The organism is Pseudomonas fluorescens (assembly GCF_001902145.1).
Taxonomy (GTDB): Bacteria; Pseudomonadota; Gammaproteobacteria; order Pseudomonadales; family Pseudomonadaceae; genus Aquipseudomonas; species Aquipseudomonas fluorescens_BV.
Map to the genome: position 1 here is coordinate 252,906 of NZ_MRST01000026.1, position 11,975 is coordinate 264,880.

An 11,975-nucleotide genomic window follows, 5' to 3' on the forward strand; every position below is an offset into this window, starting at 1 on the left:
GCCTCAACAAGACAGCCGCAGTGGCCGTCCTTAAGTCGGATCAGTATCCTAGCACCTCCTCGCCCGCCGACGCTAAGACCAAGCGGGCAGCCCAACAGGTTTAAAAACGAATGAATGCTCTAGCCCGCCGCGCCGCAGGCCTGCTGTTCAGCACAGTTTGTCTGCCTCTCTCAGCTTTGGCTGCCGATCCACAACCCACCCATGAATTCACCCTCGATAACGGCCTCAAAGTGGTCGTGCGCGAAGATCATCGTGCGCCGGTGGTGGTTTCCCAGGTCTGGTACAAGGTCGGCTCAAGCTACGAAACCCCGGGCCAGACCGGTTTGTCCCACGCCCTGGAACACATGATGTTCAAGGGCAGCGCCAAGGTAGGCCCCGGCGAAGCCTCGCTGATCCTGCGCGACCTGGGCGCCGAAGAAAACGCCTTCACCAGCGACGACTACACCGCGTACTACCAGGTATTGGCCCGTGACCGCCTGGGTGTGGCCTTCGAGCTGGAAGCTGATCGCATGGCCAGCCTGCGCCTGCCGGCCGACGAGTTCAGCCGTGAAATCGAGGTAATCAAGGAAGAACGTCGCCTGCGCACCGACGATAACCCCATGTCCAAGGCGTTCGAGCGCTTCAAGGCCATGGCGTTCCCGGCCAGTGGCTACCACACGCCGACCATCGGCTGGATGGCCGACCTGGACCGCATGAAGGTCGAGGAACTGCGCCACTGGTACCAATCCTGGTACGTGCCGAACAACGCCACCCTGGTGGTGGTCGGCGACGTGACCCCGGACGAGGTGAAAAACCTCGCCCAACGTTACTTCGGCCCGATCCCCAAGCGTGACGTGCCGCCGGCAAAAATCCCGATGGAACTGGCCGAGCCCGGCGAGCGCCTGCTGACCCTGCACGTGCAGACCCAACTGCCAAGCGTGTTTCTGGGCTTCAACGTGCCCGGCCTGGCCACCGCCGAAGACAAACGTTCGGTGCAGGCCCTGCGCCTGATCTCGGCCCTGCTGGACGGCGGCTACAGTGCGCGGATCTCCGAGCAGCTGGAACGCGGTGAGGAGCTTGTGTCCGCCGCTTCCACCAACTACGACGCCTACACCCGTGGCGACAGCCTGTTCACCCTGTCGGCCACGCCGAACCAGCAAAAGAAGAAGACCGTTGCCCAAGCCGAAGCCGGCCTGTGGCGCCTGCTCGATGAGTTGAAGGCCAAGCCGCCGACCGCCGAAGAACTGGAGCGCATCCGTGCCCAGGTGATTGCCGGCCTGGTGTACCAGCGTGATTCCATCACCAGCCAGGCCACGGCCATCGGCTCCCTGGAAACCGTCGGCCTGTCGTGGAAACTCATGGACACTGAGCTTGCCGACCTGCAAAGCGTGACTCCGGACGATATCCAGAAGGCTGCACGCACCTATTTCACCCGCAAACGTCTGAGCGTCGCCCATGTTTTGCCACAGGAGACCGCTCATGAGTGATCGCAAAAACAGCCGCCTGATCCTGCCCGGCCTGATCGCCGTCACCCTGATGGCCGCCAGTGCCGTGTACTTTTTGCGCCCCAGCGAGTCGGTCGCCAGCCAGGCCCTGGACAAGGCTCAAACGGCCAGCACCCTGCAGTCCCTGGCGGAACTGGATGGCAAGGCACCCACCAACCGCAAGCTCGACGTACAAACCTGGACCACTGCCGAAGGCGCCAAGGTGCTGTTCGTCGAAGCCCACGAATTGCCGATGTTCGACATGCGCCTGCTGTTCGCCGCCGGCAGCAGCCAGGATGGCGACGTGCCAGGCCTGGCGCTGATGACCAACGCCATGCTCAACGAAGGCGTGCCGGGCAAGGACGTCAGCCAGATCGCCAGTGGGTTCGAAGGCCTGGGGGCCGACTTTGGCAACGGCGCCTACCGCGACATGGCGCTGGTGACCCTGCGCAGCCTGAGCGACAGCGCCAAGCGCGACGCAGCCCTGTCACTGTTCAACCAGGTGATCGGCCAGCCGACTTTCCCGGCAGACTCCCTGGCACGCATCAAGAACCAGATCCTGGCCGGTTTCGAGTACCAGAAGCAGAACCCCGGCAAGCTGGCGAGCATCGAGCTGTTCAAGCGCCTGTACGGCGACCACCCTTACGCCCATCCGAGCGAAGGCACCCCCGAGAGCGTGCCGAAGATTACCCTGGCGCAGTTGCAGGCGTTCCACGCCAAGGCCTATGCGGCGGGTAACGCGGTGATTGCGGTGGTGGGCGACCTGACCCGCGCCGAAGCCGAAGCCATGACGGCCAAGGTGTCAGCCTCGCTGCCCAAAGGCCCGGCCATGGCCAAGATTGCCCAGCCGACCGAGCCAAAAGCAGGCCTGAGCCGTATCGAGTTCCCGTCCAAGCAAACCCACCTGCTGTTTGCGCAGTTGGGCATTGACCGTGCAGACCCGGACTACGCAGCCTTGTCCCTGGGCAACCAGATCCTTGGCGGCGGTGGCTTCGGCACCCGCTTGATGAGCGAAGTGCGGGAGAAACGCGGCCTGACCTACGGCGTGTACTCCGGTTTCTCGCCGATGCAGGTGCGCGGCCCGTTCATGATCAACCTGCAGACCCGCGCCGAAATGAGCGGTGGTACCTTGCGCCTGGTGGAGGACGTGCTGGCTGACTACCTCAAGACCGGCCCGACGCAAAAGGAACTGGATGACGCCAAGCGCGAGCTGGCCGGCAGCTTCCCGCTGTCCACCGCCAGCAACGCCGATATCGTCGGGCAGTTGGGCGCCATGGGTTTCTACAACCTGCCGCTGAGCTATCTGGAAGATTTCATGAAACAATCCCAGGCCCTGACCGTCGATCAGGTCAAGGCTGCAATGAACAAACACTTGAGCGCCGACAAGATGGTCATCGTGACCGCCGGCCCGACGATTGCGCAAAAGCCACTACCGCCCCCCACTGATAAACCTGCCGAGCAGCCGCTCGGGGTTCCGGAGCATTAATGGCCAGTTCATCTCGCCCGAAAAAACCTGTCCACAACGTGCATAACGGTGTGGGCCAACTGCGCATCATTGGCGGTGAATGGGGCAGCCGCAAGCTGAGCTTCCCCGACGTCGTGGGCCTGCGCCCGACGCCCGATCGCGTGCGTGAGACCCTGTTCAACTGGCTCGCGCCGTACATAGGCGGGGCCAAAGTGCTGGACCCGTTCGCCGGCAGCGGCGCGCTGTTCCTGGAGGCGCTGTCCCGTGGCGCGGCCCAGGGCCAGGCGCTGGACGCCAGCAATGTGGCAGTGTCCAGCCTCAAGGAGCACCTGGGCACGCTGCGTTGCACCACCGGCCAGGTGCAGACGGCCGACGCGCTGCGCTACTTGGAAACCCAGGCGGCGACTGAATACGACGTAGTGTTCCTCGACCCACCGTTCAACCAGAACCTGCTGCCGGCCGTCTGCACGCTGCTGGAAGAACGCCAGTGGCTGGCACCGGATGCCTGGATCTACACTGAGAGCGAGACCGCGCCCTCCACGCTCGGCCTGCCGGGCAGCTGGCGCCTGCACCGGGAGCAGAAGTCCGGGCGGGTGTATTACGCGTTGTGGCATCGCACCCTGTAGGAGCGAGCTTGCTCGCGAAGATCGAACAGGCCACACGGGCTGTCTGATAGCGCTGCGTTATCGTTAACGTTTTTCGCGAGCAAGCTCGCTCCTACACGGCAGCGGGTAATTCATGATTCCATCTACAGACCGCTTCAAACCCGCTTTCGGCCTCGGCAACCCCCACTTGCAGACACTGTGGGGGCCGTTGTGGCGCCCGACGACGCATATCGAGCGCCAACGCGAACGCCTGTGGCTGGATGACGGCGACTTTCTCGACCTCGACTGGCATGGCCCCCATGACGTGCAAGCGCCCTTGGTGCTGGTGCTGCATGGGCTGACCGGCTCGTCCAATTCGCCCTACGTGGCAGGTCTGCAAAAAGCCCTTGCCGCCCAAGGATGGGCCAGTGCCGCGTTGAACTGGCGCGGCTGCTCGGGCGAGCCCAACTTACTGGCTCGGAGCTATCACTCCGGTGCCAGCGAGGACCTGGCGGCGGCGATTGCTCATCTGCGCGCCAAGCGGCCGTTGGCGCCCTTGTATGCGGTGGGTTATTCCCTGGGTGGCAATGTGTTGCTCAAGCATCTGGGGGAAACCGGCAAGGCCTCGGGCTTGCAGGGGGCAGCAGCGGTGTCGGTGCCGTTTCGCCTGGATCAATGCGCCGATCGCATCGGCCTGGGGTTCTCGCGGGTGTATCAGAAGCACTTCATGCGCGAGATGCTGGCGTATATCCGCGTCAAGCAACGCCAATTCCTGCAGGACGGTCGTGAGGATGGGCTCAAAACCCTGGAGGCCCTTGGCTCCCTGGAAAAGATGCGCACGTTCTGGGACTTCGACGGGCGGGTAACCGCGCCGCTGCACGGTTTCGTCAGTGCCGAAGACTACTATCGCCGCGCATCGAGCCGCTATTACCTGGGCGATATCCGTACGCCCACGTTGATTATCCAGGCGGCCGATGACCCGTTTGTGTTTGCGCACAGCTTGCCAGAGGCGAGTGAGCTCTCGGCTTGCACTGAGTTTGAACTGTTGGCAAAAGGCGGACATGTGGGGTTTGTGGAGGGTTCGCTGAAGCGCCCTGGTTACTACCTGGAGCGCCGGATCCCTGCCTGGTTACTGACACAACTAGGTTAAACATGTGGGAGCGGGCTTGCTCGCGAATGCGGTGTATCAGTCACACCTGTATCGACTGATACCCTGCATTCGCGAGCAAGCCCGCTCCCACACTTGATTGGGTTTGCAGATCGAGCCTTAGTCGCCCGTTGCTATTTCCCGGGCTGGATCAGTAATCCACTCACTCCACGACCCCGCATACAACCTGCCCAACGGGTACCCCGCCAGGCTCAACGCAAACAGGTTATGGCACGCTGTCACCCCAGACCCGCAATACGCCACCAATTCCTGCGCCGGGCGCCCTTGCAACTGCGCGGCAAAGCGCTGCTTGAGCTGCTCGGCCGGCAGGAAGCGGCCGTCGCTGCCCAGGTTTTCACTGAAAGCCGCACATTGCGCGCCAGGGATATGCCCGGCAATCGGGTCGATGGGCTCCACTTCGCCACGAAAGCGCGGCTGGGCGCGGGCGTCGATCAAGGTCAGGCCGGGTTGGCCCAGGCGCTTTTGCAGGTGTTCGGCATCCAGCAGCAACCGATGATCCGGCGTACCGGCGAAGGCACCTGGCTCAACCACGGGCGCGTCCAGGCTCAGGGGGAAACCGGCGGCATGCCAGGCCTTGAGGCCACCATCCAGAATAAACACGCCATCACGCTTGCCCAGCCAGGCCAGCAACCACCAGGCACGGGCGGCGTAGGCACCGGGGCCGTCGTCATACAGCACCACATCGGTGTCGGCGCTGATACCCCAGGCCCGCAGTTGCCTGGCGAACGTGTCCGCCGCCGGCAAAGGATGACGACCGGTCACGCCCTTGATCACCGGGCTGCTCAGATGGCGCTCAAGGTCGGCGTATTGCGCGCCCTCGATATGCCCTTCGGCGTAACTGCACAAGCCGTAGTCCGGGTCTTCCAGGGCAAAGCGGCAGTCCAGGATCACCCACCCGCTCGACTGCTGGCGCTCGGCCAATTGCTGGGGGCTGATCAGTTGGGCAAGCGGCATGACTGACTCCTGTGAATACAAAGGGGAAAGGTCTTACTTCACTTCTTCCAGTGCCTGATTCAACGGCACGTAAAACTCTTTGAACAAGGCGTCCACCGCCTCTTTGGCCTGCGGCGTGACAAACCCCGCCTCCAGCACCAGCACCTGATAGACCCCGCGCTTGATCGCCTCGGCGCTCAGATGGGTGGATTTTTCATTGGTGGTACACAAAAAGCGCACCCACGAGGTGAGGATGATCCACGCATTCAGGGTCAGGGCTTCGGTTTGCACCGGGTCCATATTCAGGATGCCGGCATCGACAAAGCCCTGGTAGATCGCGCCGCCCTGGATCAGGCAACGCTGGGAAAAACGCCGGTAGCCGGTCGCCAGTTCCGGGTCGCTCTCCAGCAGGTGTTCGAGGTCGCGGTGCAGGAAGCGATAACGCCACATACCGGCCAATACGGCTTGCAGGTAAAAGCGTTTGTCCTCCACCACCATCGTGCGTCCCTGGGGTGGGCGCAGGAAACTGTCTACCAACGCTTCATATTCGCGGAACAGCACGGCGATGATCGCCTGCTTGTTAGGGAAGTGGTAGTACAGGTTGCCCGGGGAAATTTCCATGTGGGCGGCAATGTGGTTGGTACTGACACTGCGCTCGCCCTGCTGGTTAAAAAGCTCCAGGCTGGTTTGCACAATGCGCTCGCTGGTCTTTACTCGTGGTGCCATAGGGGATCAGCTTCTATACACGGGATGGGGCATCTTACGGCCTAACCCGACCAGGATAAATCCGGATGTTACTGCAATGTTATTTGACAACTTAGAGCAATGACTCTAAAAATCCAGGCAGACCAATAACAATCGGTGCCGCGCCATGTCTGCCAACGTTGCCTACCTGCAAGATTCCCAGGTGCTGGATCAACTCCAGGACCTGTTCGACGCCCAACGCCGCGCCTATGCCGCCAACCCGATGCCGCCGGCCGGGCAGCGCCAGCAATGGCTCAAGGCCCTGCGGGATCTGCTGAGCGACGAACGCCAGGCGCTGATCAATGCCATCAGCCAGGATTTCAGCCATCGCAGTGCCGACGAAACCCTGTTTGCCGAATTGATGCCTAGCCTGCATGGCATTCACTACGCGAGCAAACACCTCAAGGGCTGGATGAAACCTTCCCGCCGCGCTGTAGGCATTGCCTTCCAGCCTGCCTCAGCCAAAGTCATTTACCAGCCACTGGGCGTTGTCGGCGTCATCGTGCCGTGGAACTACCCGCTGTACCTGGCCATCGGCCCGCTGGTGGGGGCGTTGGCTGCCGGTAACCGAGTAATGCTCAAGCTCAGCGAGTCCACGCCGGCCACCGGTGAGCTGCTCAAGGCGTTGCTGGCCAAGATCTTCCCCGAGGACCTGGTGTGCGTCGTGCTGGGCGAGGCTGACGTGGGTATGGCGTTTTCCAAGTTGCGCTTCGATCACCTGCTGTTCACCGGCGCGACCAGCATAGGCAAGCACGTGATGCGTGCGGCGGCCGAAAACCTCACGCCGGTGACCCTGGAGCTGGGCGGCAAATCGCCAGCCATTGTCTCGGCCGACGTACCGCTCAAGGATGCTGCCGAACGCATCGCCTTCGGCAAAACCTTGAACGCCGGACAAACCTGCGTGGCGCCAGATTATGTGCTGGTACCGGAAGATCGCGTGGAGGGCTTTGTCGAGGCGTATTCCGAAGCCGTGCGCGGGTTTTATCCGACGCTGGCCGACAACCCGGACTACACCGCCATCATCAACGAACGCCAACTGGCCCGGCTCAATGCCTACGCCAAGGACGCCACCGACAAAGGCGCCACCCTGATCCCGCTGTACGAGCAAGGCCAGGCTCGACGAATGGCCCACAGCCTGCTGTTGAATGTCAGCGACGACATGACCGTGATGCAGGACGAAATCTTCGGCCCGCTCCTGCCCATCGTGCCGTATCGCGGCCTTGACCAAGCCTTTGCCTACATCAACCAGCGCCCACGCCCACTGGCCCTGTATTACTTCGGCTACAACAAAGGCGAACAAGCGCGGGTGCTCCACGAAACCCATTCCGGCGGTGTATGCCTGAACGACACCTTGCTGCACGTCGCCCAGGACGATATGCCGTTCGGTGGCATCGGCCCGTCAGGCATGGGCCATTACCACGGTCACGAAGGTTTCCTGACGTTCAGCAAGGCCAAGGGTGTGCTGGTCAAACAGCGCCTGAACGCGGCGAAGTTGATCTACCCGCCCTATGGCAAGTCAATCCAGAAGCTGATCCAGAAGCTGTTTATCCGCTGATAACCGCCACCTTCGGGACAATAAAAACAATGAACCCCAGCCTGACTGATTCACCCGCGCTGTCACGGCGCGGCGTCTTGAAAATCGGCCTGTGTGCCAGCGCCTTCCTCGCCACCGCCGGGTTGGGTGCCAGCCTCAGCGGTTGCTCCAGCAGTACGCCGGCCAGCGGCTTTGCAATGTTGCGCACCAGCGACTTGCCGTTCTTGCGGGCGGTGATCCCGGTGCTGCTGGAAGGCGCGGCCAGTGCCGAACAAGTGCTTGCCGGTATTGAGGGCACCCTGAAAAAGCTCGATTACAGCCTGCAGCACTTGTCACCCGAGATGTTCAAGCTCACCCAGCAATTATTCGACGTACTGGGCATGGGCATCACCCGCGGCCCCCTGACCGGTATCTGGGGCAGTTGGGAAAACGCCAACAGCGAACAGATCCGCAATTTCTTGCACCGCTGGGAAAACAGTTACCTGAACCTTTTGCGCATGGGCCAGGGCTCGCTGCTCAAGCTGGTGATCATGGCCTGGTACTTCCGGCCCGAGTCCTGGGCCCATTGCGGCTACCCCGGCCCGCCCAAGATCTAGCCTGGGCAATCCCCCAAGATTGCATCTTCCTACAAGAATAAGAGAGCACACCTATGCCCGTACCCGATCTGTTCCGCGACGGCCTGGCCCGTGGCTGGAAAACCCACAATGGCGCCGCCCTGGATAACGACCTGACCTTGGAAGCGGATGTCGCCATCATCGGCAGCGGCGCCGGGGGCGGTACCACCGCCGAAATCCTCAGCGCCGCCGGCTATAAAGTGTTGCTGATCGAAGAAGGCCCGCTCAAGACCAGCAGTGACTTCAAGCTGCTGGAAGACGAAGCCTACGCCAGCCTTTACCAGGAAGGCATCGGGCGGATGAGCAAGGACGGCGCTATCACCATCCTGCAGGGCCGGGCCGTGGGCGGTACCACTTTGATCAACTGGACCTCCAGCTTTCGCACCCCTGACGCTACCCTCTCGCATTGGGCCAGCGAATATGCGGTCAAAGGCCACAGCAGCGCCGAAATGGCGCCCTGGTTCGAAAAAATGGAACAGCGCCTAGGCATCGCGCCGTGGGCGCTGCCGCCGAATGCCAACAACGATGTGATCCGCAAAGGCTGCGAAAAGCTCGGCTACAGCTGGCATGTGATCCCGCGCAATGTGCGCGGCTGCTTCAACCTGGGATATTGCGGCATGGGCTGCCCGGTCAACGCCAAGCAGTCGATGCTGGTAACGACCATCCCGTCCACGCTGGAAAAGGGCGGCGAACTGCTTTACCTGGCCCGCGCCGAACGGCTCACATACAGCGGCGACACCATTAGCAGCCTCGAATGCGTGGCCATGGACGAACGCTGCGTAGCGCCTACAGGGCGCAAGATCAGCGTGAAAGCCAAGCACTATGTGCTGGCGGGTGGCGGCATCAACAGCCCGGCCCTGCTGATGCGTTCGGACGCACCCGACCCGCACTCGCGGCTGGGCAAGCGCACCTTCCTGCACCTGGTCAATTTCTCCGCAGGGCTGTTCGACGAGGTGATCAACCCCTTCTACGGTGCGCCGCAATCCATCTACTCCGACCATTTCCAATGGCAGGACGGCACTACCGGCAAAATGTCCTACAAACTGGAAGCACCGCCCCTGCATCCAGGCCTGGCGAGCACCCTGTTTGGTGGCTATGGCAACCAGAACGCCTTGGATATGAACCAATTACCCCACACCCACGCCATGCTCGCCCTGCTGCGCGACGGCTTTCACCCCGACAGCCCGGGCGGCACGGTGGAATTACGCGGTGACGGCACCCCAGTGCTCGACTATCAGGTCTCGCCCTATGCCTGGGACGGCCTGCGCCGGGCCTTCCACAGCATGGCCGAGATTCAGTTCGCGGCGGGGGCCAAATCGGTCAAGCCCCTGCATCACGACGCGCGCTTTGTGAACAACTTGGCCGAAGCGCGCAGCGTGATCGACGGTCTGAACCTGGAACTGCATCGCACCACCCTGGGCAGCGCCCACGTGATGGGCGGTTGCGCCATGGGTGAAGAACCGAAAAATGCCGTTGCCGACAGCCTGGGTCGCCATCATCAGTTGCGTAACCTGTCGATCCACGACGGCTCGCTGTTCCCCACCAGCATTGGCGCAAACCCGCAATTGTCGGTGTACGGATTGACCGCGCAACTGGCGACAGCATTGGCCGAACGTCTGAAAACGGCATGAAAAGACAGGGTATTCACGGTATCTATCTACATAAGTCGACTTGGCCCACCGGTAATGCTGCGATACCATCCGGTTCCCCAACGGACTCCGCCAGGACGACGCGATGAACCGAGTGTTGTACCCAGGTACCTTCGACCCGATTACCAAAGGCCATGGCGATCTGGTCGAGCGCGCCTCTCGCCTGTTCGACCATGTGATCATCGCGGTCGCGGCCAGCCCCAAGAAAAACCCGCTGTTTCCCCTGGAACAGCGCGTGGAGCTGGCGCAAGAGGTCACCAAGCACCTGCCGAATGTGGAAGTAGTGGGCTTTTCGACATTGCTGGCGCATTTCGCCAAGGAACAGAACGCCAATGTGTTCCTGCGTGGCCTGCGCGCGGTGTCGGACTTCGAATACGAATTCCAGCTGGCCAACATGAACCGCCAACTGGCGCCGGACGTGGAAAGCCTGTTCCTCACGCCGTCGGAGCGTTATTCGTTCATTTCCTCGACGTTGGTTCGTGAAATCGCCGCTTTGGGCGGAGATATCACCAAGTTCGTGCACCCAGCCGTGGCCGATGCGCTGACGCTGCGCTTCAAGAAGTAAGGCTGCTCGGTCGGTGCCTGCTCGCACTGCGGGCGCCAATGCGGCACAATTGCGCGCATTAGTTTTCAGATGCCTTGGCAGAGTGCCCTGGCAGGAGTTTCCATGTCCCTGATCATCACCGACGATTGCATCAACTGCGACGTCTGCGAACCCGAGTGCCCGAACGCCGCCATTTCCCAAGGCGAAGAGATCTACGTGATCGACCCCAACCTGTGCACCCAGTGCGTCGGCCACTACGACGAACCGCAGTGCCAGCAGGTTTGCCCGGTCGATTGCATCCCGCTGGATGAAGCACACCCTGAGACTGAAGAGCAGTTGATGGAGAAATACCGCAAGATTACCGGCAAGGCTTGAACGTCTTTAGTGCCTGTGAGGCCCCATCGGGGGCTTGCCCCCGATGGCGATATCAGCCATCACACAACACTCAGCTCTGGCACTTGGGGCAAAACACACTCGCCCGCTGCCCCAGCACCACATTGCGCAGCTCAGTGCCGCAGACCTTGCACGCCTCGCCGCCGCGGCCATATACGAACAATTCCTGCTGGAAATACCCAGGCTGCCCATCGCCGCCGATAAAGTCCCGCAACGTGGTACCGCCCCGCTCAATGGCAGCGGCCAGCACCCGCTTGATCTCAATCGCCAGCTTCAAATAACGCCCGCGTGAAATACCCCCGGCGGCGCGGCGCGGGTCAATCCCCGCTGCAAACAGCGCCTCTGTCGCATAGATATTGCCCACGCCCACCACCACTGCGTTGTCCATGATGAACGGCTTCACCGCCATGGACTTGCCGCGAGACAGCTGGAACAGGCGCTCGCCATCAAACAGGTCGGTCAACGGCTCCGGCCCCAGCCGCATCAGCAGCTCATGGTTGTGCGGGTCGAGGCTCCAGAGCATCGCGCCGAAGCGCCGCGGGTCGGTGTAGCGCAGGGCCATACCCGATTCCAGCTCGATATCCACATGTTCATGCTTGGCCGCCGGCATGCCGACTTCCACCAGGCGCAAGTTGCCCGACATGCCCAGGTGGCTGATCAAGGTGCCCACTTCGGCATTGATCAACAGGTATTTGGCCCGGCGCTCCACCAGCACGATGCGCTGCCCCGACAGGCGCACATCCAGGTCTTCCGGAATCGGCCAGCGCAGGCGCCGCTCACGCACTACCACGCGGCTGACGCGCTGGCCTTCCAGGTGCGGGGCAATCCCGCGCCGCGTGGTTTCGACTTCTGGTAACTCGGGCATGTGTACCTCTTGAATGACG

General features: G+C 62.0%; 12 protein-coding genes. 9 read left to right on the top strand and 3 right to left on the bottom strand.

Annotation, left to right across the window (positions count from 1 at the left end):
- Positions 1–110: 110 nt before the first annotated feature.
- The 4 genes from BUE92_RS20645 to BUE92_RS20660 all read left to right on the top strand — a co-directional run bounded on the left by BUE92_RS20645 (position 111) and on the right by BUE92_RS20660 (position 4,662).
- Positions 111–1,466, top strand: coding sequence for a M16 family metallopeptidase (locus tag BUE92_RS20645; protein ID WP_073526001.1), 1,356 nt, complete (start codon positions 111–113; stop codon positions 1,464–1,466).
- Positions 1,459–2,949 (top strand): M16 family metallopeptidase, encoded by a 1,491-nt coding sequence (locus BUE92_RS20650; RefSeq protein WP_032894697.1) that lies wholly within the window; start codon positions 1,459–1,461, stop codon positions 2,947–2,949. The genes BUE92_RS20645 and BUE92_RS20650 overlap by 8 nt, the downstream gene beginning before the upstream one ends.
- Positions 2,949–3,554, top strand: coding sequence for a 16S rRNA (guanine(966)-N(2))-methyltransferase RsmD (gene rsmD / locus BUE92_RS20655; protein WP_073526002.1), 606 nt, complete (start codon positions 2,949–2,951; stop codon positions 3,552–3,554). The genes BUE92_RS20650 and rsmD overlap by 1 nt, the downstream gene beginning before the upstream one ends.
- Before the next feature lie 112 nt (positions 3,555–3,666).
- Positions 3,667–4,662, top strand: coding sequence for a hydrolase (locus BUE92_RS20660; RefSeq protein WP_073526003.1), 996 nt, complete (start codon positions 3,667–3,669; stop codon positions 4,660–4,662).
- Between the two features lie 117 nt (positions 4,663–4,779).
- On the opposite strand, the gene BUE92_RS20665 is transcribed toward BUE92_RS20660, so the two are convergent.
- Entirely contained in the window at positions 4,780–5,634 is an 855-nt protein-coding gene (locus BUE92_RS20665; RefSeq protein WP_073526004.1) for a sulfurtransferase, read from the bottom strand.
- A gap of 33 nt (positions 5,635–5,667) precedes the next feature.
- A complete protein-coding gene (locus BUE92_RS20670; RefSeq protein ID WP_005792294.1) occupies positions 5,668–6,339 on the bottom strand; it encodes a TetR/AcrR family transcriptional regulator in 672 nt (223 codons plus the stop codon).
- A gap of 145 nt (positions 6,340–6,484) precedes the next feature.
- On the opposite strand from BUE92_RS20670, the gene BUE92_RS20675 reads away from it, so the two are divergent.
- The 5 genes from BUE92_RS20675 (at position 6,485) to BUE92_RS20695 (ending at position 11,073) form a co-directional block, all read left to right on the top strand.
- Positions 6,485–7,912, top strand: coding sequence for a coniferyl aldehyde dehydrogenase (locus tag BUE92_RS20675; RefSeq protein WP_073526005.1), 1,428 nt, complete (start codon positions 6,485–6,487; stop codon positions 7,910–7,912).
- A 29-nt stretch (positions 7,913–7,941) separates the two neighbouring features.
- Positions 7,942–8,487 (top strand): twin-arginine translocation pathway signal protein, encoded by a 546-nt coding sequence (locus tag BUE92_RS20680; RefSeq protein WP_073526006.1) that lies wholly within the window; start codon positions 7,942–7,944, stop codon positions 8,485–8,487.
- Between the two features lie 53 nt (positions 8,488–8,540).
- Positions 8,541–10,136, top strand: coding sequence for a GMC family oxidoreductase (locus BUE92_RS20685; RefSeq protein ID WP_073526007.1), 1,596 nt, complete (start codon positions 8,541–8,543; stop codon positions 10,134–10,136).
- A gap of 103 nt (positions 10,137–10,239) precedes the next feature.
- Positions 10,240–10,719 (top strand): pantetheine-phosphate adenylyltransferase, encoded by a 480-nt coding sequence (coaD, locus tag BUE92_RS20690; protein ID WP_003195136.1) that lies wholly within the window; start codon positions 10,240–10,242, stop codon positions 10,717–10,719.
- Positions 10,720–10,821: 102 nt separating this feature from the next.
- Complete coding sequence (locus BUE92_RS20695) at positions 10,822–11,073, top strand: YfhL family 4Fe-4S dicluster ferredoxin (RefSeq protein WP_003195146.1); 252 nt, start codon at positions 10,822–10,824, stop codon at positions 11,071–11,073.
- Between the two features lie 70 nt (positions 11,074–11,143).
- On the opposite strand, the gene mutM is transcribed toward BUE92_RS20695, so the two are convergent.
- Positions 11,144–11,956, bottom strand: a complete 813-nt coding sequence (gene mutM / locus BUE92_RS20700) for a bifunctional DNA-formamidopyrimidine glycosylase/DNA-(apurinic or apyrimidinic site) lyase (protein WP_044269621.1) — start codon at positions 11,954–11,956, stop codon at positions 11,144–11,146.
- Between the last annotated feature and the right edge of the window lie 19 nt (positions 11,957–11,975).

Bases quoted from the DNA above. Each gene is read 5' to 3' on its own strand.
- BUE92_RS20645 (WP_073526001.1), top strand. From the start codon at position 111: ATGAATGCTCTAGCCCGCCGCGCCGCAGGCCTGCTGTTCAGCACAGTT.
- BUE92_RS20650 (WP_032894697.1), top strand. From the start codon at position 1,459: ATGAGTGATCGCAAAAACAGCCGCCTGATCCTGCCCGGCCTGATCGCC.
- rsmD (WP_073526002.1), top strand. From the start codon at position 2,949: ATGGCCAGTTCATCTCGCCCGAAAAAACCTGTCCACAACGTGCATAAC.
- BUE92_RS20660 (WP_073526003.1), top strand. From the start codon at position 3,667: ATGATTCCATCTACAGACCGCTTCAAACCCGCTTTCGGCCTCGGCAAC.
- BUE92_RS20665 (WP_073526004.1), bottom strand. From the start codon at position 5,634: ATGCCGCTTGCCCAACTGATCAGCCCCCAGCAATTGGCCGAGCGCCAG.
- BUE92_RS20670 (WP_005792294.1), bottom strand. From the start codon at position 6,339: ATGGCACCACGAGTAAAGACCAGCGAGCGCATTGTGCAAACCAGCCTG.
- BUE92_RS20675 (WP_073526005.1), top strand. From the start codon at position 6,485: ATGTCTGCCAACGTTGCCTACCTGCAAGATTCCCAGGTGCTGGATCAA.
- BUE92_RS20680 (WP_073526006.1), top strand. From the start codon at position 7,942: ATGAACCCCAGCCTGACTGATTCACCCGCGCTGTCACGGCGCGGCGTC.
- BUE92_RS20685 (WP_073526007.1), top strand. From the start codon at position 8,541: ATGCCCGTACCCGATCTGTTCCGCGACGGCCTGGCCCGTGGCTGGAAA.
- coaD (WP_003195136.1), top strand. From the start codon at position 10,240: ATGAACCGAGTGTTGTACCCAGGTACCTTCGACCCGATTACCAAAGGC.
- BUE92_RS20695 (WP_003195146.1), top strand. From the start codon at position 10,822: ATGTCCCTGATCATCACCGACGATTGCATCAACTGCGACGTCTGCGAA.
- mutM (WP_044269621.1), bottom strand. From the start codon at position 11,956: ATGCCCGAGTTACCAGAAGTCGAAACCACGCGGCGCGGGATTGCCCCG.